This window comes from Mucilaginibacter aureus (assembly GCF_053514885.1).
Window position 1 is genome coordinate 4,595,771 of the sequence record NZ_CP170601.1, and the last position, 23,571, is coordinate 4,619,341.

Genomic DNA, 23,571 nt, shown 5'->3' on the forward strand with positions numbered 1-23,571 from the left:
TTATGAAACAACTTAAACTCTTGTTCTTCCCTAAAACAGTTTCCCTGCTGGTACTCTGTTGTATTTATTCGCTAACGGTGCTGGCACAGGTAAAAATGCCGGCGCAATTTACTTTCCAACAAAAACGCGTAAGCGTTCAATCAATTGCTGATCGTCTTAAAAGCAATGGATTTAAGGTTTCATTTGATACCGAAGTAAATATGCAGCAGACGATAACCCTTGCCTCAGAAAATATTTCTTTTGATAACCTTGCACTGGCATTACAGCAGCAGGCAGGTATTGGAATGAGGAATATTGAGGGCAACATCGTGATCAAAAAACTCGAAATGATCTCGGTAAGCGGCACAGTGTTCTCTTCTGATGATAAACAGCCGCTAACAGGCGCAACCATTACCGATGCAGGTAAAAGATACCTGGGTTCAACCGATGTTGCCGGCAAGTTTTCGGTACGTATCCCCCGTGGTACGTCTATCAATTTATCCATGGTGGGTTACAAGCCACAGTCTCTCACTTATAATAGTAATGAGGCTGGTATAAATATCACCATGGAGATAGCTAATTCGGCCCTTACCGAGGTGGTAGTTACCGCGCTGGGTATCAAGCGCGATGAAAAAGCCTTAGGGTACGGCGTAACCGTGCTCAAAGGTGAGCAGCTTACCGATGCGGTTTCATCAAACTGGAGCGATGCCCTTTCGGGGAAGGTGGCCGGTTTAAACCTGGTGCGTTCAAACAGCGGCCCTACTGGTTCAAACAAAATAATTTTACGTGGCGAGAATAACCTTACCGGCGATAACGAAGCACTAATTATTGTTGATAACGTAGTGATCAACAACAGCAGTGGCAAGCGCGTAGGTATTGGAGGCGAAACGGTATACGGTACCGGCAGCGATAATATGCCTGCCGATTATGGCAGCAGCGTTAACGATCTGAACCCCGAGGATATTGAAAATATTACCGTATTAAAAGGTCCGGCGGCAGCCGCTTTATATGGACAGAACGCGGCAAACGGTGCGGTTATTATTACCACCAAAGCGGGTTCGGCACACAAAAAGGGTTTGGGCATTACCTTCAATTCAAATGCATCTATTGAGCAGGTAAACCGCTGGCCCGATTTTCAATATCAATATGGCCAGGGCCTGGCTGGTGCAACCTATTATTCGTACGGTGCCAGCGCAGATGGTGCCAGCACAAGCGGCACAAGCTCGGCTTACGGCCCTAAATTTGATGGGCAGATGTTTTACCAGTTCGACCCGGTAACACAGGCACAGGGCAAAACGCGCACGCCCTGGGTTGCCTATCCCGATAAGATCCATCATTTTTTTAACACAGGTAATACATTAACCAATTCGATCAGTATTGATGGCGGATCTGATAAAACCACCGCACGTTTTTCGGCAACCAATGTAACCAACAACTGGATAGTACCCAATACCGGTTACAGCCGCAATACGGTAGCTATGTCGGTAAACTCAAAGATCAGCGACAAGCTCACTATCAGTTCGAAAATAAACTATCAAAATAAATCAAGTGATAACTTACCGGGCGCAGGTTATGGAAATCAATCCTTGATGTATTGGTTTATCTTCTGGCAGCCTAATGCCGATATCGATTGGCTGAAAAACTATTGGAAGATCGGGCAAACCAATCGTGTTATTGAATATCCGTACAGCTCATTTCCCGAAAATCCATACGCGGTTGCTTACGAATTTATCAACAAATCAAATCGCAACGCGGTAACCGGTAACGTACAGGCTACTTACAGCATCACCCGGGAACTAAGCCTGCAATTGCGCACCTCGTTAGATATGTCGTACGAGCAGCGCTCACAGCAACGCCCGTATGATGCCGGTACAAAATATCCAAAAGGCTCTTTCCGTACACAGGATATTTACACGCAATCTGTTAGTGCCGACTGGCTATTGAAATATAATAAAAATATCACCAAAAAAGTTAACCTGACAACAACGGTTGGCGGCAGCATGTTGAAAACCACCTTTAATGAAAATGAGGTAAGGGCCGATTCGTTGACTTTCCCTGGTATTTATTCGATGGCTAACAGTGCAGGCGTTTTAGTTACCGTACCTTACAAATATCAAACGGCCCTGAATAGCTTTTATGGCTTAATGACAGGCAGCTATAACAATATATTGTTTGTAGACTTAACCGGCCGTAAGGACTGGAACAGCGTTTTGGCAACCCCTCAGCGTACCGACAAAGTAGGTTTCCCTTATTGGTCACTAAGTACAAGTTTTATTTTATCGGATGCGGTTAAATTGCCGCAATTATTCAGCTATGCTAAATTACGGGCGTCGTATGCAAGTGTAGGTAGTGGCAGCAATGTGCCTTACCGTACCTCTTTCGCATATGTATCTGCAGGCAGCACCTATTCTGGCGGCTTGCAAAACCCAACAATATTGCCTAACCCTAACCTCGAGCCATTAAGCACCGAAACTTATGAGGTTGGTGCCGATGTGCGTTTCTTTAAAAATCGTTTAGGTTTCGACCTGTCCCTTTACTCAGGCGATACCAAAAACCAGATCCTTAACCGTATCATTGATCAATCAGCAGGTTATGCACAATCTGTGGTTAATATTGGTAAAGTAGGCAACAAAGGTATTGAGTTGGCAGTAAACGGCACGCCTGTACAAGGCGGTTCAAGAGGCCTTACCTGGATGGCTAATTTTACCTTCTCGGCAAACCGTAATAAAATACTGCAACTTTCAGACAGTTCGGTTGTGCTGCAAACAGGCCCTACAGGCAGCGGACAGATCGTTGCTAATGTAGGCGGCAGCATGGGCGACCTTTATGGCCGCGGTTATCTGCGCGCACCCGACGGACAAGTAGTTTTTGATTCAAAAACCGGTGTTGCTTTACTTTCGCAGGATCTGGTTTATTTGGGTAATACCCAGCCTAAATGGAAAATGGGTTTCAATAACGATTTCAAATTCCGCAATTTCCATTTCAGCGTCCTGTTTGATGGTCAATACGGTGCCGTGGCTTATTCGCTTACAGCATACAAACTGGCCGAACAGGGTAAAACAACCAATACCTTGCCGGGCAGATACGGAGGTATAATTGGTAACGGTGTGGTGCAAAACCCTAATGGCACTTATCGTAAAAACGATGTTATCGCTACTGATATTGACCAGTACAACCAATCAAACTTTGGAGTTAACAATGCCGAGGGCGCAACCTTCAGCACCAATTTTATTAAACTAAGAGAAGCCAGACTTGATTATACCATACCGGTAAAAATAAGCAGCAGGCTTGGTTTACAGCGTGCAACAATCGGTGTTTATGGCCGCGACCTGTTTATATGGAGCAAATGGCCGGGATTTGATCCGGAGTTTGGTACTCTTAGCGGATCAGACATTACCCAGGGTTTTGAGATCGGCCAGTTCCCCTCAACCCGTACTATGGGTGTTAACATAATTATTTCACTTTAATCACTATACAGAAAATGAAAAAGAATATTTACGGTGTTATAGGTGCAATAATACTGATAGCAGTTTTTCAAACATCCTGCAAAAAAGGGTTTGAGGACTTAAATACCAACCCTAACACAACACCTACTGCGTTGCCACAGCAACTGCTTGCCCCCGCCCTGGTTAATACCCTGGCAGCAAACATGCTGCGTAACCGTAATTTCAATAATGAGTTGATGCAGGTCACCGTGTCTGAAACAGATAACGATGGAGCCATCTTCAGGTATGATATTAAAACCAATCAGGCCGATAATACATGGAACAACTGGTATAAACAGCTGTCAAATTTTAAAGATATTTATAAAATTTCCAGTCAGCCTTTAACCTTAAACAAAGGTTACCAGGGTATATCCCTGATCTGCCAGTCGTGGATTTATTCGCTGCTTACAGATACTTATGGTGATGTGCCTTACTTCCAATCCAACGAAGCCAGGGATAGCCTGATCTATGAACCGGCGTTTGATAAGCAAAAAGATATCTACCTGGATATTTTTAAACAACTGGAAACAGCTAATACCTTGCTTAACGGAGCAGCCAACGTGGTAGCGTCAAGCGATCCTGTTTACAACGGCGTATGCGCTGAGTGGCGTAAATTAGGTAATTCACTGTATTTAAGACTCTTGCTAAGATTATCCGGCAAAGCCGAAGTATCGGGTCAATGTATTGCCAAGATCAAGGATATGATAGACACACATGCCTCTACTTACCCTATCATGACCAGCAACACTGACGCCGCCATTTTACGATGGACAGGTTCGGGTTATCTCACTTCACCGTATGTTAATAGTGTGCGCGAACAGGATTGGCGGTCACCTGCTATCGGCGAGTTTTTTATCAATCATTTGGTGATGTGGTCCGATCCGCGCATCAATATTTCAACTTATGCGACAAGCGGTTTTAACAGGTGGGGAATTGCCCAGGGTCCGGGTGGATTTGACGGTATACCAAGCGGCTATCTTCCGGGTAACGGACCTATAAAACAGTCTTACTTTTATTCAAATACTTCAGCGGTTTCGTTAATGAGCGACCCCTTGACCGGGATGATCATGAATTATTCCGAAGTACAATTTATCCTGGCCGAAGCTTCAGTTAAAGGTTTTATTACAACCGGTACCGCCCAAACCTATTGGGAAACCGGAGTACTTAACGGTTTAACCTTATGGCTGCCTACCTGGCCTAACCCGGTTGCTGCGGGCGTACCTTCGCCGGCACCAACAATTGCGTCGCCAGATTTTCGCAACTATTTAACCGGTGCAGCTATCTCATGGGATAATACAGAATCGGTAGACGCCAAGATGGAGCGCATTCACCTGCAAAAATATTATGCTTTGTTCCTTGCCGATTTTCAGCAATGGTTCGAGTTCCGCCGCACGGGCCACCCTGTATTGCCACTTGGGCCTGGCTTGCTGAACAACAGCGTAATGCCTGCAAGGCTCAACTACCCGGTTTATGTACAATCAGCCAACCCCACAAATTATAAAGCAGCGGTTGCCTCGCAGGGAACCGATGTGATCAGTACACAGGTTTGGTGGCAAAAACCATAATTAGTAAATGCTTTTTTAATTAATACAACAATTATTAAGATGAAAAAAACAATATTTTATGCCCTTTTGCTATCAGTAGCATTTATATGGGCCGGGTGTTCAAAGTCAAACAACTACCCCGGCGGCGTGATTAGCCCATACATCCCGATGTACGATCTGCGTAACCTATACAAAGGTAGCGATGTGGCCTTAAGCACAGATAACATGTATGGATGTGATAAAATTACCGGCCTTGTAGTTTCTGACTATACCGGCAAAAACCTGCCTGCCGGCTTATTGATCCTGGAAGATCACCGTCGTTTATCATTATTAAGGGGTATTGCTGTAAACATTGGCGATGCTGCTACAAATTACAAATCGGGCGATTCTGTGATCGTTACTATTGCGGGCGGCACGTTAACCAGGCAAAATGGTACATTACAGATCGTCAATGTACCGGCCAGTGCGGTAACCAAAATTTCGAGTGCAAATGATATCGCACCAAACCGTGTTCCAGCCAGTTCTATATTAAAAGACCCCAATACCTACGAAAGTACATTGGTTGATATCGTTAAAGGCGGGTTCGATCCGCTACCCACCCCTGCCGATACCTACCTGGGCGATAAAATAGTTAACGATGGTTTTGATAATATTATCTTGCACACCGAGCCTACGGCCACATTTGCGGGGAGCTCATTGCCCGGAAGCGCTAATTTTAACGGCGTGGTTTTTACACCAATAATAAACGGTACAGTAACGCCACAAGTGCGTATGCGCATGGCAAGCGATGTTCAGGTTTTGAGCTCGACAATAAATGTTACCCCAATTGTTATCGCCGGCTTTATTAACGATGTTATTGGCGGTGATGGTAATTACGAGTATATACAATTACTGGCCACGCAGGATATTAACTTTGCCACAACACCATATTCGGTAGTGGTTACCAACAATGCGGGTGCATCAACCCCTGCCGGTTACCCGGCAAACGGATGGGCCACAGGCGGCGGTTCGGTTGCGGTTGGTTCGGTTGCCGCTACAACCTTCCGTACATTTAAATTTAACCTCACTACTGGCTCTGCCGCAAAAGGCACCTATTTTTATGTAGGCGGTTCAGGCAAAACCATTAACGGGTCGGGTTCAACAAGCATGGCTACATCAAACTGGATACGCGCATTTAACTACACCACTACCGATGGTGATGGCTTTGGTATCCGTAACGGTGGTTTCTTCGCTAACAGTGGCAATGCTTTCGGTATGGCCGTATTTGCAGGTACTAACGTAACCAAAGATACTGCACCTATCGATGTAATGTTTATAGGAAGTGGCGGTTCACTGTTCCAGGCAGGTACACCGCCTGTAGGTTATAAAATTGCCAATACCGATTTTTACGATATCATCAACCCAATTAACCTGCAATCGCAGCCATATTACAGGCAAGGCTCAAACACTATTTGTTTAGCCTACACCACTCCTGCCGATGTTGGTTACTTTTACAAGCTTGGCGGTGTATATAACCCACGTTTGGGTAAATGGGTAAAAGCCCGCAGCCAGCAAAATATTATCCTGAGCAAAACATCTACACTTACTGAAATAGAAGCTGAGTTCCCGGTTGGTTCGGGTATTGTACCAACTACCCTGGCTAATTAAAACATACCTTTTTACAGGCGGACTGGTGGTGTAAACTTACCGGTCCGTCTGTATTTTAACCACTATCATAACCCTACATTTACGCACCTACAAAACGAAAAACACAAATGGATTCACGCAGGGATTTCCTTAAAAAAGTAGCCTTAATATCCGGTGGCGTTGCCATGACGAATATGCTGCCGGCCGCTGTACAAAAGGCAATGGCCATTAACCCCGAAACCGGGAGCACCTTTTTAGATGCCGAACATATTGTGATACTGATGCAGGAAAACCGTTCATTCGATCACTGTTTCGGCACACTGCAAGGCGTACGTGGTTTCAACGATCCAAGGGCCATTCAACTGCCTGATAAAAAACCGGTGTGGCTGCAAACCGATGCCGTTGGTAACACCTTCTCGCCGTTCAGGCTCAATATTAAAGATACTAAAGTTACCTGGATGGGATCTTTACCGCACTCACGTGCCAGTCAGGTAGATGCCAATAACATGGGCAAATACGATAAATGGCTCATCGCAAAAAAATCGGGTAACCCGGCTTATCGCGAAATGCCTTTAACCATGGGGCATTATACCCGCGAAGACCTGCCGTTCAATTATGGCATGGCCGATGCGTTTACTGTGTGCGATCAGAATTTCTGCTCGGCCATGACCAGCACCACGCCTAACCGCTCGTTTTTTTGGATCGGTAAAATTACCCACATGCAAAATGGCATCCCCAAAGCAAATATCCGTAACAACGATTATACCTATGGTGATATGCCCTGGGAAACCTTTCCGGAATTATTGGAACAAAACAACATCCCATGGAAATTTTACCAGAACGACCTGAGCTGCGGCGGTGGTTTTGTCGCCGAAGAACGCGCCTGGTTGGCAAACTTTGGTTGTAACCTGTTAGAGTTTTTTAAGGCTTATAACGTTAAGTTTTCTGACAGGTATATCAAAAATCTGCAGAAACAAGCTGAGGAACTTCCCGGACAGATCAATAAGCTACAGGAAAGAACGCCATCTGATGCGGCCGCAACCACAAAGGCGCTTGATGCTATCAAAAAGAAACAGGCAGTTTTGGATAATGCCCGCAGCGAGTTGAGCAAATGGAATAAAGAGAGCTATGAAAAGCTATCTGATAAGCAAAAGAGCCTGTACAAACGTGCCTTTACCATCAACTCGGGTGACAGCGATTTCCGCAGTATTGCCGAGCTGACTTACAGCGATAACGGCGAAGAGCGTAAAGTAACTGTGCCTAAAGGCGATTTGCTGCACCAGTTCAGGCAGGACGTGGACAGTGGCAAACTGCCAACTGTGTCCTGGCTGGCCGGTCCCGAAAATTTTTCAGATCACCCGGCAGCGCCGTGGTATGGCGCCTGGTATGTTTCGGAAGTTTTGGATATCCTGACCAAAAACCCTGAAGTGTGGAAAAAAACCATCTTTATAGTTACCTATGATGAAAATGATGGATATTTCGATCACGTGGTTCCTTTCTCAATTCCGGATAACAAGCTGCCGGGTACCGGCAAATGCTCGCCTAACATCGAAACTGAAATTGAATTTGTACGTCTGGAGAACGAACTAAAACAGGATGTACCCAAAAATCAGGCCCGCGAAGGTGCCATCGGTCTTGGTTTCAGGGTTCCGATGCTGATCGCTTCGCCATGGAGCCGTGGCGGTAAAGTATGTTCTGAAGTTTTTGACCATACCTCTACCCTACAGTTTTTAGAGACATTTGTAAATAAAAAGTTCAATAAAAACATCAGGACCAATAACATCAGCGAATGGCGCCGTACCATCTGCGGAGACCTGACCTCGGCTTTTAGCCCCTACAATGGCAACAAGTTAGAGTCCATCCCATTTTTGGATCGCAACAAAAACGTGGAAACCATTTACAATGCTAAGTTTAAACAGGAACCGGATAGTTTCAAAAAGCTATCAGCAAGCGAGATCGAGCAGATCAGTGCTAAACCTTCGCTAATTACCTTACAGGAACCAGGCGTCAGATCAGCATGTGCGTTGCCCTACGAATTATATAGCACAGGGGCCTTAGCTGCCGATAAGAAGAATTTCGAAATAAGCTTTGCTGCCGGTAACGAGGTTTTTGGCAAAAACGCGGCAGGCTCGCCATTCACGGTTTATGCCCCGGTTAAGTACAATGATGAAACCAGCAAGGATGAAATTTCAAGAAACTGGTCGTTCGCCGTTGTTGCAGGTGATAAGTTAACTTATAACTGGCCTGTAAGCGCATTCGAAAATAATAATTATCACTTGCGTGTGCATGGCCCTAACGGTTTTTACCGCGAGTTTAAAGGCAACCAAAATAATCCGCAGCTAAAAATAACCTGCGAGTACGAAAAAAGCGGCGCTAAATTAACCGGCAACGTTGTGGTTAACATTAGCAATAACAGCACGCAGGCGGTTAACGTCGTGATAAACGATAATGCCTACAAAAGCGGTAGCATCAACAAAACTATTGCAGCCAACAGCAAAACAAGCACGGTTTTAAATCTTTCAAAGAACTTTAACTGGTACGATTTCAGCGTAAAGCTGGATAACAGCACCTCTTTCGAAGAACGCTTTGCAGGCCACGTTGAAACAGGTATGATCACTAAAACCGACCCTGTAATGGGCAGAATTGTATAACGATGAGCACACGTAAAAACTTTATAAAATCAAGCATAGTAGGCGCAGCGGGTTTAACCCTGCTGCCTGCAATCCAATCGTTTGCCGGGCAGCCAATTGGCCATACCGGTAAGGCTGCCGGTAATTTCAAATTACGTTTTGCCCTGGCTTCTGATGGGCATTACGGGCAGCCGGATACCGATTCGGACGGCTTTTACAGCGATCTGGTTAAGTGGCTCAGTAAAGAGCATCACGCCAACCATCTTGATCTGGTTGTCATCAATGGCGATCTGGTGCATAACCGTCCGGATCTGCTGCCAAAGGTAAAGCAAACTTACCTGGATAAACTGCCTGTACCCTACTACACTATCCCCGGTAATCATGATTTTGCCGATGCCGCAGTTTGGAAAAACGTTTTTGGTTACGAAGACAAATATGTGGTAGATAAAGGCGATATCGGTTTTATCTTTGCCAATACCGCTGATACCAAGGGTGGTTATGTTTGCCCCGATCACGCCTTTTTGAAAGCTTCTTTGGAGCAGTTTAAAACCAAACCCATCGTGTTTGTTATCCTGCATATCCCGCCGCACCAATGGCTGCCCGAAGAAAAAACCATATTTGTGGATTGCCCGGAGATTGTTGAGTTACTGCACAGCTACCCAAATGTAAAAGCTGCGTTTCATGGGCACGACCATAGTTTGGACGGCATCCGGTACACCGGAAAGCTACCACACCTGTTCGATTCGCATTTTGGCGGTAATTGGGGCACGGCTTACAAAGGCTATCGCGTTGTAGAAGTTAGTGTATCTAACCAGATCTCTACCTACCAGGTTAATGCCAGTCAAAACCCAATGCTGAATAGCTTTACGCTTTAGTATTTTAGCCACCTTTCACTTCTCGATAAAAGAATGCCTATCCTTTTTATAGTGATAGGCATTTCTTTTAAATATAGTGTGCGTTACTATCCTTATTATTTTGCTTTTCGCAGACTGATCATTACCACGCCATGCTGGGCAACATCGGCTTTAAATTCGCCCTCAAATGTGCCCAGGTCTTTTTGGCGCCATAAGTCGCGTACAATGTATTTTCCGGTAATTTTCAGATCTGCCCAGTTCAATACCACTTGTTTGGTCCCTTCATCGCCGGGGTTAAACAAGCCAACTGCTTTTGATCCGTCTTCCAGATCTTTAGCCATAACACCTGCTTCTCCCTGGCGGGATATTACCGTAGCCTGTTTGCCTAAGGCATCCTGGTTAACAGCCAAAACCTCATCGTTAGTTAACAAGCTTAAAGTAAAAGCATCAAGTTTGGTGAGGTCGCAGCCCAGCAATAACGGCACCGACATTAAGCACCAGGCGCTTACGTGTGTATATTGCTCATCTGCGGTCAGGTTACTCGGATGATAATCCTTTCCCCAACCAACAACACCCACAACCATCATATCCGGGTCGTTCCAGTGCCCTTGCCCTGCATAAGGCTCCCATTTATCCTGCGAAAATAAACGGGGTTTTAAACTTTTCCAGCTATCGCGGATATCGCCCCCTGTGCGCCAGGTGTTTGCTACTTTAGATAACTCGCCTATCGAGGCAAACGGCGTACTGTTCGATAAGCTGAACACAATATCGCGGTTGCTTGCGCGCAAAGCATCAAACATCTTTTTGGTTTCGGGCATCTCAATAGGGTTCCAATCGTATTTCAAATAATCTACACCCCATTTCGCCCATTGCTTTACGTCCTGGTCGCCAAAATCATAGCTGCCTATTTTGTATGGAAAAAGCTTTTTATTGCGCGGCACCTTATCTGTTTCGGGCGTTCTTACAAACGTCCCTTCGGCATTATCCGCCGATCCGCCAATATGATGTCCGTACGATTCGATCCACGGTGTAGAGTAAATACCCATTTTCAAACCCATCGCATGGATCTCGTTACTGGCCTTTTGCATATCCGGAAAGGTTTCGGGGTTAGATTGTATAGCGTGAAACTCGCCTCCCCTTGCTCCCTGCCAAACATCATCAATGTTCATATAACTCCACCCGTGATTGATCAAACCCGATGTTACCATAGCCTTCGCGTTAGCCAGCAGCAGGTCTTCTGTCACTTTGGTAGCGTAGATATTCCAGCTGTTCCAACCCATTGGCGGTGTAAGAGATATGGTTTCGCCTACCATAATTTTGAATGATCTTTTGGCTTCGTTTACCTTATTTTTGGCATGCAATACCATTTCGTAAGTGCCGGGTTTGGATATTGATCCGGATAACTGCCCGGTAACCGCATCAAGCTTTACACCTGCCGGAAGTTTATCTGCCGAAAACTTCATCGGCCTGTCGCCCGTAGCAGGTATGGTAAACAAAATGGGGTGCCCCGGACGTACACCAAATATTTTGGGGCCATTAATGCGTGGCTCCGGGCCGCTTTTAGGCGTCAATATCGCAGCGGTATTATCTACCGCTACGTTCTGAGCTTTGATTGCCGGGCTTGCCAAAAAACAGATCAGGGCAAGGCAAGCAGGCAGTGTTCTTTTGTTCATTAGTTAAATATTTGTAAGATAACAGTTAGTCGATCGAGCCTGATTTCATTGTACCTGCAGGTGCTGCAGCATTGGTACCAACGGTACCTTTTACTTCCAGTTTAATTACCGATGCAACTTTATCGGGTGCGCCCGAAGGTATATTGATCGCCAAACTGTCGCCATCTTTTTGTGATTTTAAAGCGGCTCCGCTGGCTAACAATTTAGCTGATAATACTTCATTCTTTAAACCGGGCACAACCAATTTACCATCAGTGGGCCAGTTAAATACAGATAAATATAAGATTGTTTTTCCGTCTTCAACTTTTTTAGTGCAGCGGCCCCAGGCTAAAACCGGCAGCGGACTGGCGGTGGTGGCATAAATAGCTTCGCTGTTTACTTTCATCCAGTTGCCAATGGCTTTCAGATCGTCAATACTGCCCTGCGGGAACTGGCCAAGCGGATCAGGACCAACATTCAGCAAATAGTTACCTCCTTTTGATGCGATATCACAAAGGTTATGGATCAGTGTTTCGGGAGTTTTCCATTTGTTATCATAGCTTTTATATCCCCATGTTCCGTTCATGGTCATGCAGGTTTCCCAGTCTTTGCCATCCAGTTCGGCAAGGCTTGGTATTTTTTGCTCCGGTGTTTTGGTATCGCCCGGAAAGTTAGGGCGTTTTAAACGGTCGTTAGTAATGATATTAGGTTGCAATGCTAAAACAGCATTCAGCTTTTCGGCATACTCATCGGTCATACCTGTTGGAGTATCCCACCATAACACAGCTACCTCGCCATAATTGGTCAGCAATTCTTTAACCTGCGGCACAGCAACACGGTCGATATATTCGCCCATGGTTGCAGTAGTTTGGTATGGATCCCAGTGTCCGCTATGGTCTTTGGTATAGGCATCGATCTTAGCCGAATCAGGATTAGCCCAGCCTTCTGCCGCCACTTTCCGGGCCACAGCGCCACCCGGGTTGTTCCAGTCCTGCGCTTGTGAGTAATAGAACCCTAATTTTATACCGTATTTTTTACAAGCCGCGGCCAATGGTTTTAAAACATCTTTGCCGTATGGTGTGGCATCGGCAATGTTCCATTTGCTGGCGTTTGATTTAAACATGGCAAATCCATCATGGTGCTTGGCCGTAATTACAATGTATTTCATACCGGCATCTTTAGCCATGCGCACCCACGCGTCAGCATCATATTTTACCGGGTTAAAGTTTTTAGCTGCAGCCTGGTATTCCGCAACCGGAATTTTGCCGCGGTTCATTATCCATTCGCCGCCATGGCCAACTTCGTGCCCTTTGTACATACCGGCCCACTGCGCATAATCTCCCCAGTGAATAAACATACCAAAACGTGCTTCGCGCCACCATTTCATCCGCTCGTCGCGGCTCAACTTTTTCTGTGCCGATACGGCAGTAGCAAACAGGATAAACGCAATAAAGACAGTCAATATCTTTTTCATAATTATAATTCAGTTGGTTTTATTTGATGGATGTAAGAACGGATTTATTTGGCGGGCTTTGTTAGCGGTAATTTACTTTTCGTTCAGTAATATTAGCATCGTTTACCGCCAGATAAATAAAAAAAAGGCGAAAAAATGAGCCGGGCTTTTTTATTTTTGCCACAACCTTATCCATCATCATCAATGAAACTTAAACCCCTGATCTCAACGCTGGTATTACCCTTCGTTCTGTATTCCTGTAAAACGCTCCAGCCACTTGCTCCTGCAACCGGCGTGGCGGCTATCCCGAACATTGTGCAGCCAATGTCGAACATTGAAGTGCCCGTAACTGTCGATCTGAAAAGCTATTTTGTGCAGGCTGAAAACTCGGTGCCCAATAAATATTCAGATAATCAGCAGCCTTGCCAGGGTTTACGTTATAGCTACACTTTTACCCGTACACCGTTTACCATTACCGGCAGCAATAATGTTGTAAACCTAAAATTTACAGGCAGCTATGGCTTCACAGCGTCGTATTGCCCTAAGTGTGCTACTATTTTAAACTCAGGCCCGCAATGTTTAACGCCGGTGGTATCGGCTCAATGCGGTGTGGGCGAACCATTGCGCCGGATGGAAATTTCTTACCAGACAACTTTCAGTGTATTGCCCGATTATCACCTCCGTTCAAAAACATTGCTTTACCCCGCTCCAAGACCTATCGACCGTTGTAACGTGTTTTTAGGGAATATCGATGTTACCGATAGGTTGATAGGCTACTTAACCGACCCGCTGAACGATTTAGGTAAACAGGTTGACGCCAAAATAGCCGCTTACAATGTTAAGCCCATGATCGAGCTGCTATGGAAAAACATTGCCAGCGAATTTAAAATTCCGGATGTTGGCTACCTGTACGTAAACCCGCAGGCAGTACGCTTAAGCAGTTTTAACTTAAACGGCCCGCTGCTCAATTTTTCGATAGGCTTATCGGCCAAACCGGTGGTAACTACCGCCAGTATTGCCCAACCGGTAAAACCATTGCCCAATTTAAGCACTTACGTACCCGCAAAAGGTTTCAACGTTTACCTCGACCTGGTTGAGAATTATCAGCATCTTACCAACATGGCAAACCAGCAGGTCATGGGTCAAAAAATACCGGTTGCCGGTAAAGTGTTTATTGTTGACAGCACCAAAATATATGGCCTCGGTACCAAAGTTGCCATCAAGGTATACTTTAGCGGTTCAAACAATGGCGTGATCTATATGGTTGGCACACCATCGTACGATGCAGTGAAACACGAGCTTTCCTTTCCGGACCTGAGCTTCGACCTGCAAACGCGGGCATGGATGCTTAAAGCCGCTAACTGGATGTTTAATGGTAAAATAACCGATGGCATCCGCCAAAAGGCTATCTATAACTTCACCAAATTTTTGGCCGACAGCAAGGTGCAGTTACAAAACCAGTTAAGCCGCGATCTGGGTAACAATATCCACTCCAACGTAACAGTGCAGGATATGGACATTCAAGCTATCTTCCCTACCAGCGAAAAACTGGTAGTGCGCACATTAATTAATGGGCAGGTAAAGGTTAAAGTGGTGATGTAATTATCTGTTATGATATTTGCAATTTCACCTACTTAAACGTCAGCAAAAGGTGGGTATTTGTCGGTATTTTTTGATTAGTTTACCGAAAAATAGTAACAAATTCGCAATTAAAAAGAACGGTCCCCGGCCAAACAACTGGGAGCTGATGTTGTATAAATATAACGATTTTTACCCGGATACTCAAATATATATTTCTGTATCCGGGTAACATTTTTTCCGGTTTACAATCCAATAGTTATAAATTAAAACAAAACATCATGACTATAAAAGAAACCTTCGCCATGCATGGCGAAAACCTGGTAAAAAAAGTAAAGGAACTCATTGCCGAAGGTAATGTAACCCGCATCACCATTACCGATAAAAACAACAAAGAGATTGCCTCTTTCCCGTTAACCATCGGCGTAGTAGGCCTGTTACTGGCACCGGTATTGGCAGCCGTAGGCGCAATTGCAGCCTTTGTTGGCGATTGTAGCGTTACCGTTGAAAAAGAGGTAGACGACCATAAAGAAGAAACAAAGTAATTTAAACATCAGCTAACGGTAAACCTCTTTTTTAGATATTTGTGCATGGATACACAAAACGCCGAGCACTGGATAGCTAAACTAAATTTGCAGCCTCACCCCGAGGGTGGCTATTACAAAGAGGTTTACCGTTCTGAAAACCAGGTATCACGCCCTGGTTCTTCTCAATTAAAGCAAGCCTGTACTTCTATTTACTACCTGCTCGAAGGTGATGACTATTCAGGCTTTCACCGTTTATTATCCGATGAGCTATGGTATTTCCACCAGGGTTCTCCGCTGCACATTCACGTTATTGACCAGCAAGGCAACTATTCAGTTCACGAACTTTCAGATCAACCAACCGGCAGCCTGTCTGTGGCTATCGCCGGTGGAAATTGGTTTGCATCGCAGATCCGCTTACAATCTGGTTTTGTATTAATGAGTTGCGTGGTAGCGCCCGGGTTTGAATTTTCTGAGTTTGAAATGGCTAAACAACAACAATTACTATTACAATACCCTCAGCACAGCGGCGTCATCACTAAACTTTGCCGTTAAACAAGAAAGAGCTGCAGCTTATTCAACTGCGGCTCTTTTCTTAACCAAAATTCAGTTTCCTATTTCGTGTCTACCAGCAATATATTAATAGAATAAGGTGCCAGGGTACGGCTGAATGTTTTACCCAAGCCTTTAATGACAGTTGTTACCGGCACTATTTTCTGCGGCTCGGTAATGCTGTTGGTATCTTCGGGTTTATCGGCTTTCATTTCTACCAGCGTGCCGTTTGCGTTCACGTTGGCAACACCTTTCAGCTCAATATTAACGGCTTGTGCCGAACCAAGCGTATTCACTATTTTAAGGTATACTTTGCCTGTCCGGCTATCCTTAGTGGCTACATAAAATATAGCCGGGATAGGTTTTGCAACCTTACCTGCCGCCGAATCCCGCCCACTCAACTTTTGCATTTGTGTGGGGATGTTTTCAGCTGCAATGGTTATCACCTTATCTCCTTTATTTTCGTTAAATATTTTCTGTGCGTAGTATGATGGCGACCCGTAGCTATTCAAGGTATTATAACCTATCAGGTCCGATTTCCATTGCATCCCGCCCGGGTTAACATTTACAAACAAAGGCGCATAGCACGACATGATCACGATATCCGAATTACGCTCCATACCGGTCATCCAGGCAGCATCGCCCAAAGCAGCGTTAAAATTAGGTGTTGGCGCGCCTTCCCGGGTGGCCCACTCACCAACAAATATTTTCGGTCCCTTACGGTCGTAGTCATCATAATGAGCTGCATCGCTCTCCATTTCTGATGCATTGCGATAGTAGTGCTCATCTATCACATCCGGTTTGCGCAGCGTTATCGGAAACCTCGATCCCAACCCATCTCGGCCGCCAATGGTCGATATCAGTTGCAGGTTTGGATACTTCGCCTTAATGGCATCATAAAACTGCGCAAAGCGCCCATCATAACTACCCGAAACATCAAAACCATCCTCGTTACCGATCTCGATATATTTCAGATTAAACGGTTTAGGATGTCCGTTCTGAGCACGTACCGCGCCCCATTTGGTGTTCACATCGCCGGTAACGTATTCAATTTCTTCTAAAGCATCGTCAACAAAAGGTTTCAGCAGCGGCCCGGCTTCCAGGTAATCCCTGTTCAAGGTATAACCTGCAAACACGGCAAGCACCGGGTCCATTTTCAGGTCCTCGCACCATTGCAGGTACTCCAGCAATCCCATCCCGTCTGATGAGCGGTAACTCCATGTGCCCATATGCCCGGGGCGCTTATCCAGGCTGCCTAAAGTTTTTTTCCAGTTAAAGCGTGTCGAAAACATTTGCCCTTCCAGGTAATTACCACCAGGCAAACGTAAAAACGACGGCTTCATATCACCAAGCAACTGCATAATATCAGGGCGGTTACCATTGGCTGTGTTTTTGTATGTCGGCGGAAAAAGCGATACCAGGTTAAACCAGTAACTGCCCGGTGCTGTGGCTGCAATTACCAGCTTCGCATCGGCTGTAGGTTTAACATCTTTAGCCGTAATTAGCGTATAGGTATACTGCTGCCATTGCGCACCAATACCGCTTACCTGCGCTGTGGCATAAACAGTTTTACCATCATTGCTTTCAAGGCTAATGGTTAGCGGGGCCGCTGTCGCGTTGGTTTTGGCATAAAAACTTCCTTTATAGGTTAATCCGGGTTTTACGGGTACGCCCCAGTAGCCATCATTGGCTATCGCGGTTTTACCGCCCGGTTGTGTTACGTCTAATCTTAAACAAACGGTCAGCGCATCATTAATAGCGTTTTTATTATCCAACGCAATTGAAGCCTTGCTGTCTCCGGCTTGCACCAGCGCCCAGTGATCCGGAGCTTTGGGGTTATCTTTAAACACCCGGTTCCTAACCAGTTCGGCATACAAGCCGCCATCGTACGAGTAATTGATCTCTTCCGTCATCAACCCGTATAATATGGGGCTAACCGCGGTCGAAGCGTTATCAAATTGCAGGGTAAGTTTGGTTTGGCTTTGCGCCGATAAGTTTGCTGTGCTAAAAAAAGCAAATAAAACAGCTGCGCCTAAACGCGTGGTAGTTTTTGTTGTGATCATTTATTAATGGTTAAAAATTGGCAATTGGCTGTTACTTGTCAATTTTACAATTAAAAATTCAGATAAGCAAATGCGCAGCAAAAATTGGTTCCAAAGCAAAAAATCCCGGCTGTTACACCAGGATTTCTAACTTACTATAAAGCACTAACAAAACACTCAAAGTTAATAGCCGGGGTTTTGATATTTAGCTTTATCAGCAGCGCTCATTGGCTGCCCCCCTATTGTTGTTAAATTGATCTGCTGTATCGGGATGGGCCTCAACTTGCTGTAAGTTTGCAAACTTGTGGCATCCTTATTAAACAGTTTTGTCCTGTCGTAAAACGTTTCGGTACGTACCAGGTCTTCCCAGCGGTAAAGCTCGCCGCAAAGTTCCCTTGTCCTTTCGTTCAATATAAAAGCAATAAACCTGTCTGCTGTCGAGGTAACCGTAGGCGGATAATTTTCGCTCGGTGCATTGGTGGTAAATAAGGTTGGGGTAGCTATCATATTGGCATAAGTATCGCTAACGTCGCCTTTAGTGCCGCCGTCAAACATCCATGTTTGCGGGTTTTTAAACTCATTTAAATGGTAGGCGGCTCTCTGTCTTAGCTTGTTAATATAAGTTAAAGCCGTAGTATAGTCGCCCTTTCGCCCGTAAGCCTCAGCAGCTATCAGGTAAGTTTCACCAAGACGGGCAAGTATGCCGTTTTTAATCCCCCGCTGCTCATTAAAATTGCTCGTTACACGTACCGGGTCTAAAAACTTAACCAGGGTAAGGTATTTGTTGTTGTTAAAGCCTTGAGTTAGCGTACCATTATTCAAATAATACCTCGCAAAAATGGTATACCGATATTTGGCGATATCGGTATTGGTTAGCGTGGTGTTTTTGTTGTTTACAATAAACAAGGCCGCTGTATCGCCAATACCATATTTAAGCTGGCCGGCCAGTGCCGGGTTGCTTGGGTTAGGATTTGGAAATTTAGGCGTTCCGGTATTTACATTCGAATAAAACACTGTTCTGAAGCTTTTGTAAAAACGCGAATCATTCTTCCGGTCAAACAGGTCGATAGTGTAATCAGATGGGCCCAACCGCCTGAACGGCCGCCCGTTAAAGTTATCCTGGTTACGTATCAAACCCGGGATATTCAGATCATACTGGCAGATATAATACAAATGCGTTTGATTACCCAGGGCATCGTTCAACGTAACATTATTTGAAAACTGCGCCGCAAAAATAACTTCCTTGCTGTTGTTTGAAGCCTGTATCTTCGAATAATCGCCCGACGGGGCCGTACCGTTAACGCCCACTGCCGGAGTGATCACGTTTGGATAATTAGCCGGGTATACCCCGTTCCAGATATTCATATAATCCGGTTCTAAAGTATAAGTACCGCTGTTGATCACTGCGGTGGCATAATATGCAGCACTATCAATATCGGTAGGCTGTTGCCCGCGCGCTTCGGCTACCGCGCTGCCGCGGGTCAAATAGGCCTTGGCTAAAAAGTGCTGTGCAGCACCGCTTGTAGCCCTGCCCTGGTCGGCATTGGTTGCAGTCAAATTATTTTTGGCATACTGCAGGTCGGCAATAATCACATTATAAACATCGGCCACGCTGGCGCGCACAAAATCGGTTTGCACCGATGTGCTCGAATGCAGAACGATAGGAATACCACCAAACTGCTGCACCATCTGAAAATAATAGTAAGCCCTTAAAAACCGCAGCTCTGCCACACGCTGTTTCTTTTGTGCGGCGGTACCTAAGGTTTTTGACGATCCGTTATTGTACAGCGGGATCCTGTCTATACCGATATTACAGCTGTTAATTGCCGCATAATTGTTAACCCACAAAGCATTAAGCAGGTTATCGGCCGAGTTTAGGGTTGGGTCGTACGTGTTGTAATAAACCTCGTTGTACTGGTCGCCCTCGATAAACTCGTCTGTACCAAAATTATACATGGCATAAGCTTGTTCACCTTCAAATTTCCAGCGTATGGGCGCATATGCCGCCCTAACCAGGTCTTCTAAACCTTGGTCGGTAGTGTAATAATCCTGCGTAAGCTGACTTACCAGGTCTTCCTTCAAAAACTTTTTACATGATGTATTACTAAAAACCATTAAAAAAGTTAATGCGGTTATGATATATTTTTTCATCTTTTTCTGTTTTAAAAAGTAACCACCAATTATTATAAACCAACCCTTAACCCAAACACCCAACTGCGGTAACTAAATGATGTTGCACTTGGGTTAGCTGTACTGCTTGAAGGATAGGTAGAGGTGTACGGAACCGTTTCAGGGTCGTATCTGTCGTACTTGCTAAACAAAAACGGGTTCACTGCATTAACAGACAGGCTAAGGTTGCTTACTTTGATCTTTTTCAGGATAGATTGAGGTAAGTGATAGGTCAGCAAAATGCTCCTGATCCTAACAAAAGATGCATCCCTGAACGTTAATGCCTGCCAGTACAGCGGGATATCGCTCAAGGTACTTGGTTGCTGATAATCGTTCGATGGGTTGGTCGGTGTCCAGTAGTTTACCTTGATCGACTGATAACGACCTACTAATCCGGGCCTTACATCGCGCAGTATGGCACCATAGCTCACATACGCAAATACCGACAGATCAAAACCTTTTAACGATACAGTATTGTTTAAACTTGCGGTCCATTTAGGGTTAGGCGATCCGAGGTAAACCTTATCGGCATCGGTAATATAACCGTCCCCGTTAATATCCTCAACACGAATTTTGCCCGGCTGAAAGTTAGGGTTGTTTGCATTTCCGTTAAACTTCCAAAAATAATCATACAATATCCCCCCAGGCTGCGTATCGCTGTATTGAAAAATACCGTGACTTTTAAAATCAACATACGAACGTACCGGATGCCCTAAAAACCATTGGTTACCAATATCATCCGAATTTGAGCTGTTCAAACTCACTATTTCCTCTTTATTGGTCGAAAAAACAAAGTCAGTCGTCCACTTTAAACCGTTTGGCCTGTCAATGTTAACGCTCGACAATAAAAACTCAAGCCCCGTGTTTTTAACTACACCGAAATTAACCGTATAGTATGAAAAGCCCGAAGCGGCCGGTATAGCTTCTTTTTGTATTTGATTGGAGTTTGATTGATACACATCAATTGATCCCGATATACGGCTTTTCAGGAAACCATAATCAAGCGCGATATTTTTGGTGGTTGTTTTTTCCCAGGTTAACGAGCCTAAAGGCTGTTGTAATGGCGCGTACCCCTGCGCTGCCGTACCGCCAAAATTATAATAAGTTGGCGTTGAGGTTAGCTGACCGCCGGTTTGATAAGGCGGGATGTTTGAATTACCTACCGAACCGAAACCTATCCTCAGTTTCAACTGGTCAATAAACGGAACGCCTCTCATAAATGGCTCGGCATCAATACGCCATGCCGCCGAACCCGATGGGAAGTACTGGCCATTATTATCGGATGCCAAAACTGACGATGCATCGTGGCGTAGGCCTGCGGTTAAAATATATTTACCATCATACGAATAGTTGATACGCCCTAAATACCCGGCCAGCTGATGCTGCGCATAAGGCAGCAACGTGCTGGGCGACAATGTAGCCGGCGTTACCGAAGCGATGGTATTGTTTTGCAGCGAGTACCATTTCTGACTTTCGTAAGATAAGTTGGTAGCTGCAAACCGGCTGGCTTCATAACGGTCCTTCAATAGCTCCTGTACTGCGGTTACCGATACATTATGTTTTTTACCAAAAGTATGGTTGTACGATATCTGGTTTTGCAGTGTCCACACCAGAGCCGAAAATATCTGGTACGATGCGCTTGGCGGGTTACCCTGGCTAACCGATGATATCGATCCGTTAAAAACGCCCAATCTTGCATCGTTCACATCCGCGCCAAAAGCAATACGGTATTCAAGCCCTTTGGCTAAGGTTATACCTGCAAAAACGTTGGCTATAAACCGGTTGGTACGGGTTTCATTAAATACCGTATTCACATCATTAAGCGGGTTAAGCACATTGGCGTCGTTCCCGGGGAATAAAATAAAATTACCGTTGGCATCATAAGGCTTGGTAAACGGAAACTGCCCTGCCGCGCCCGAATATTCATCAGGGCCGGCGTTCAATATCGAGTTGGTGTAGTTAATGGTACCGCCGATATCCAAAAATTTCACTGGTCTGAAATCGTTACTTGTAGTTAAACTGTAGCGGGTGTAATCCTGCCCAAACTCAATACCCCGCTGGTTAAAATACCCCAGCGAGATCGAACTTCTGAAAGTTTCGCCCCCACCGCTTATCGACAGGTTGTGGTTTTGCGTTACACCGGTACGCAGCGCCTGGTCCAGCCAATCGTAAGTAGGCACTTTTGATGGATCGTAAATGGCAATATTAGCCTGGATAGGATAACCCAGCTTAGCCATTACCGCCTGTTCTTCGGGTGTTGAGGGCCTTGTTTTGGCTACAAATATTTTGTTGGCGGGATCATAAGTGGTAAAGTCATATCCCATTAACACCGATTGCCACAAGGCCGGGTCGCCGCTAAACAATAAATAATCTGCCAGCGGATCCGGGTAATACAGTTTGGGTGTACCTGTACCGGTATTATACGCGCCCGAACCAATAAAGGCATCGCGCCTGAACTGTGCAAATTCAGGGCCGTTGTAAACCTGCAGCTTTTTGATGATCTTATCAAACGAGGTAGTTCCATTATAGTCGATGTTAACCTTACCGGCCCTCCCCTTTTTTGTTGTGATCTGCACAACGCCGTTAGCTCCCCTCGAGCCATATATCGCTGTAGCGGATGCATCCTTTAAAACATCTATCGATTCAATATCCAGCGGGTTGATATCGTCAATGCTATAGGTTATTGGTATACCGTCAACAACATATAAAGGGTTATTATCGGCCGTAAGCGACCGTGTACCCCTGATACGTACGGTAGAGCCCGATCCCGGGCGATAAGAGTTTGGAGTTGATACCAGGCCCGGCACACGCCCCTGTAAGGCAGTGCTCAGGTTGGTAACCGGCACATCGTCCAGTTGCTTCATATTTACCGATGAAATTGCCGTCGATACATCACCCCTTCGTTGGGTACCGTAACCTACCACCACCACTTCGTTAAGTGCTTTTGATGTAGCTAACAAGGTAACATTAACAACTGTTCGCCCGCCTATTGCCACTTCCTGCGTGGCAAACCCTACATACGAAAAAACGAGTGTAGCATTGCCATCGCTTAAATTCAGAACATAATTACCATATATATCGGTAGATGTAACTGTTTGTGAGCCTTTTACCTTGATCACCACTCCGGGCAGGGCCTCGCCTTTATCGTCAACCACCTTCCCTTTAATTTCTACGTTCTTAATTTCGGTACCGATGGGCGCGATGATCACCAGCCCATTTTCTAAAATTTTGTAGGTTAAATTGGTGTTTTTCAAAAAACCCTGTAAAACATCTACAAAGGGCGTGTTACTTACTTTTAACGTAATTTGTTTATCTGTCGGCAGCACTTCTTCACTGTATAAAAACCGCACGTCGCTTTTTCTTTCAAGTACCGTGAGCGCCTTTTTAAGGTCAACATTTTTGAGATCGATATTTACCCGCACATTTTGCGAGTAACTGTTTGCCGACACCCTTAAACAAAACAAAAAAGTCAAAATAAAAATA

The 23,571-nt window shown here is 45.2% G+C and carries 13 protein-coding genes; 8 read left to right on the top strand and 5 right to left on the bottom strand.

What is annotated here, in order from left to right:
• Positions 1-2 precede the first annotated feature (2 nt).
• From ACFGVR_RS19795 to ACFGVR_RS19815, 5 genes are all read left to right on the top strand, one after another.
• A complete protein-coding gene (locus ACFGVR_RS19795) occupies positions 3-3,446 on the top strand; it encodes a SusC/RagA family TonB-linked outer membrane protein (protein ID WP_448699211.1) in 3,444 nt (1,147 codons plus the stop codon).
• 14 nt (positions 3,447-3,460) lie between these two features.
• Positions 3,461-5,029 carry a SusD/RagB family nutrient-binding outer membrane lipoprotein gene (locus ACFGVR_RS19800; RefSeq protein WP_448699212.1) on the top strand — a complete coding sequence of 523 codons (1,569 nt, stop codon included), beginning with the start codon at positions 3,461-3,463 and terminating at the stop codon, positions 5,027-5,029.
• A gap of 39 nt (positions 5,030-5,068) precedes the next feature.
• Complete coding sequence (locus tag ACFGVR_RS19805) at positions 5,069-6,655, top strand: DUF5689 domain-containing protein (protein WP_448699213.1); 1,587 nt, start codon at positions 5,069-5,071, stop codon at positions 6,653-6,655.
• Between the two features lie 107 nt (positions 6,656-6,762).
• Positions 6,763-9,285: a phosphocholine-specific phospholipase C gene (locus ACFGVR_RS19810; protein WP_448699215.1), complete on the top strand. Its 2,523-nt coding sequence runs from the start codon at positions 6,763-6,765 to the stop codon at positions 9,283-9,285.
• 2 nt (positions 9,286-9,287) lie between these two features.
• Positions 9,288-10,139 carry a metallophosphoesterase family protein gene (locus ACFGVR_RS19815; RefSeq protein WP_448699216.1) on the top strand — a complete coding sequence of 284 codons (852 nt, stop codon included), beginning with the start codon at positions 9,288-9,290 and terminating at the stop codon, positions 10,137-10,139.
• A 95-nt stretch (positions 10,140-10,234) separates the two neighbouring features.
• On the opposite strand, the gene ACFGVR_RS19820 is transcribed toward ACFGVR_RS19815, so the two are convergent.
• Together ACFGVR_RS19820 and ACFGVR_RS19825 are read right to left on the bottom strand one after the other, a co-directional pair.
• Complete coding sequence (locus ACFGVR_RS19820) at positions 10,235-11,791, bottom strand: putative Ig domain-containing protein (RefSeq protein WP_448699217.1); 1,557 nt, start codon at positions 11,789-11,791, stop codon at positions 10,235-10,237.
• Between the two features lie 25 nt (positions 11,792-11,816).
• Complete coding sequence (locus ACFGVR_RS19825) at positions 11,817-13,244, bottom strand: alpha-L-fucosidase (protein ID WP_448699218.1); 1,428 nt, start codon at positions 13,242-13,244, stop codon at positions 11,817-11,819.
• Positions 13,245-13,427: 183 nt separating this feature from the next.
• Between ACFGVR_RS19825 and ACFGVR_RS19830 the strand changes: the two genes are divergently transcribed.
• The 3 genes from ACFGVR_RS19830 to ACFGVR_RS19840 all read left to right on the top strand — a co-directional run bounded on the left by ACFGVR_RS19830 (position 13,428) and on the right by ACFGVR_RS19840 (position 15,880).
• Positions 13,428-14,825: a DUF4403 family protein gene (locus ACFGVR_RS19830; RefSeq protein ID WP_448699219.1), complete on the top strand. Its 1,398-nt coding sequence runs from the start codon at positions 13,428-13,430 to the stop codon at positions 14,823-14,825.
• A gap of 257 nt (positions 14,826-15,082) precedes the next feature.
• Complete coding sequence (locus tag ACFGVR_RS19835; RefSeq protein ID WP_448699220.1) at positions 15,083-15,346, top strand: DUF4342 domain-containing protein; 264 nt, start codon at positions 15,083-15,085, stop codon at positions 15,344-15,346.
• Positions 15,347-15,391: 45 nt separating this feature from the next.
• Positions 15,392-15,880 (top strand): cupin domain-containing protein, encoded by a 489-nt coding sequence (locus tag ACFGVR_RS19840; protein WP_448699222.1) that lies wholly within the window; start codon positions 15,392-15,394, stop codon positions 15,878-15,880.
• 59 nt (positions 15,881-15,939) lie between these two features.
• Here the strand turns inward: ACFGVR_RS19840 and ACFGVR_RS19845 are convergent, their stop codons facing one another.
• From ACFGVR_RS19845 to ACFGVR_RS19855, 3 genes are all read right to left on the bottom strand, one after another.
• Positions 15,940-17,940 carry an alpha-L-arabinofuranosidase C-terminal domain-containing protein gene (locus tag ACFGVR_RS19845; RefSeq protein ID WP_448699224.1) on the bottom strand — a complete coding sequence of 667 codons (2,001 nt, stop codon included), beginning with the start codon at positions 17,938-17,940 and terminating at the stop codon, positions 15,940-15,942.
• A gap of 162 nt (positions 17,941-18,102) precedes the next feature.
• Positions 18,103-20,070: a RagB/SusD family nutrient uptake outer membrane protein gene (locus tag ACFGVR_RS19850; RefSeq protein WP_448699225.1), complete on the bottom strand. Its 1,968-nt coding sequence runs from the start codon at positions 20,068-20,070 to the stop codon at positions 18,103-18,105.
• Positions 20,071-20,102: 32 nt separating this feature from the next.
• The gene (locus tag ACFGVR_RS19855) at positions 20,103-23,537 is read right to left on the bottom strand and encodes a TonB-dependent receptor (protein ID WP_448699226.1); all 3,435 of its coding nucleotides are present in this window, start codon (positions 23,535-23,537) and stop codon (positions 20,103-20,105) included.
• Positions 23,538-23,571 lie beyond the last annotated feature (34 nt).

What these genes read in the sequence shown, in the direction of transcription:
- ACFGVR_RS19795 (WP_448699211.1), top strand. Translation starts at nt 3, where the DNA reads ATGAAACAACTTAAACTCTTGTTCTTCCCTAAAACAGTTTCCCTGCTG.
- ACFGVR_RS19800 (WP_448699212.1), top strand. Translation starts at nt 3,461, where the DNA reads ATGAAAAAGAATATTTACGGTGTTATAGGTGCAATAATACTGATAGCA.
- ACFGVR_RS19805 (WP_448699213.1), top strand. Translation starts at nt 5,069, where the DNA reads ATGAAAAAAACAATATTTTATGCCCTTTTGCTATCAGTAGCATTTATA.
- ACFGVR_RS19810 (WP_448699215.1), top strand. Translation starts at nt 6,763, where the DNA reads ATGGATTCACGCAGGGATTTCCTTAAAAAAGTAGCCTTAATATCCGGT.
- ACFGVR_RS19815 (WP_448699216.1), top strand. Translation starts at nt 9,288, where the DNA reads ATGAGCACACGTAAAAACTTTATAAAATCAAGCATAGTAGGCGCAGCG.
- ACFGVR_RS19820 (WP_448699217.1), bottom strand. Translation starts at nt 11,791, where the DNA reads ATGAACAAAAGAACACTGCCTGCTTGCCTTGCCCTGATCTGTTTTTTG.
- ACFGVR_RS19825 (WP_448699218.1), bottom strand. Translation starts at nt 13,244, where the DNA reads ATGAAAAAGATATTGACTGTCTTTATTGCGTTTATCCTGTTTGCTACT.
- ACFGVR_RS19830 (WP_448699219.1), top strand. Translation starts at nt 13,428, where the DNA reads ATGAAACTTAAACCCCTGATCTCAACGCTGGTATTACCCTTCGTTCTG.
- ACFGVR_RS19835 (WP_448699220.1), top strand. Translation starts at nt 15,083, where the DNA reads ATGACTATAAAAGAAACCTTCGCCATGCATGGCGAAAACCTGGTAAAA.
- ACFGVR_RS19840 (WP_448699222.1), top strand. Translation starts at nt 15,392, where the DNA reads ATGGATACACAAAACGCCGAGCACTGGATAGCTAAACTAAATTTGCAG.
- ACFGVR_RS19845 (WP_448699224.1), bottom strand. Translation starts at nt 17,940, where the DNA reads ATGATCACAACAAAAACTACCACGCGTTTAGGCGCAGCTGTTTTATTT.
- ACFGVR_RS19850 (WP_448699225.1), bottom strand. Translation starts at nt 20,070, where the DNA reads ATGAAAAAATATATCATAACCGCATTAACTTTTTTAATGGTTTTTAGT.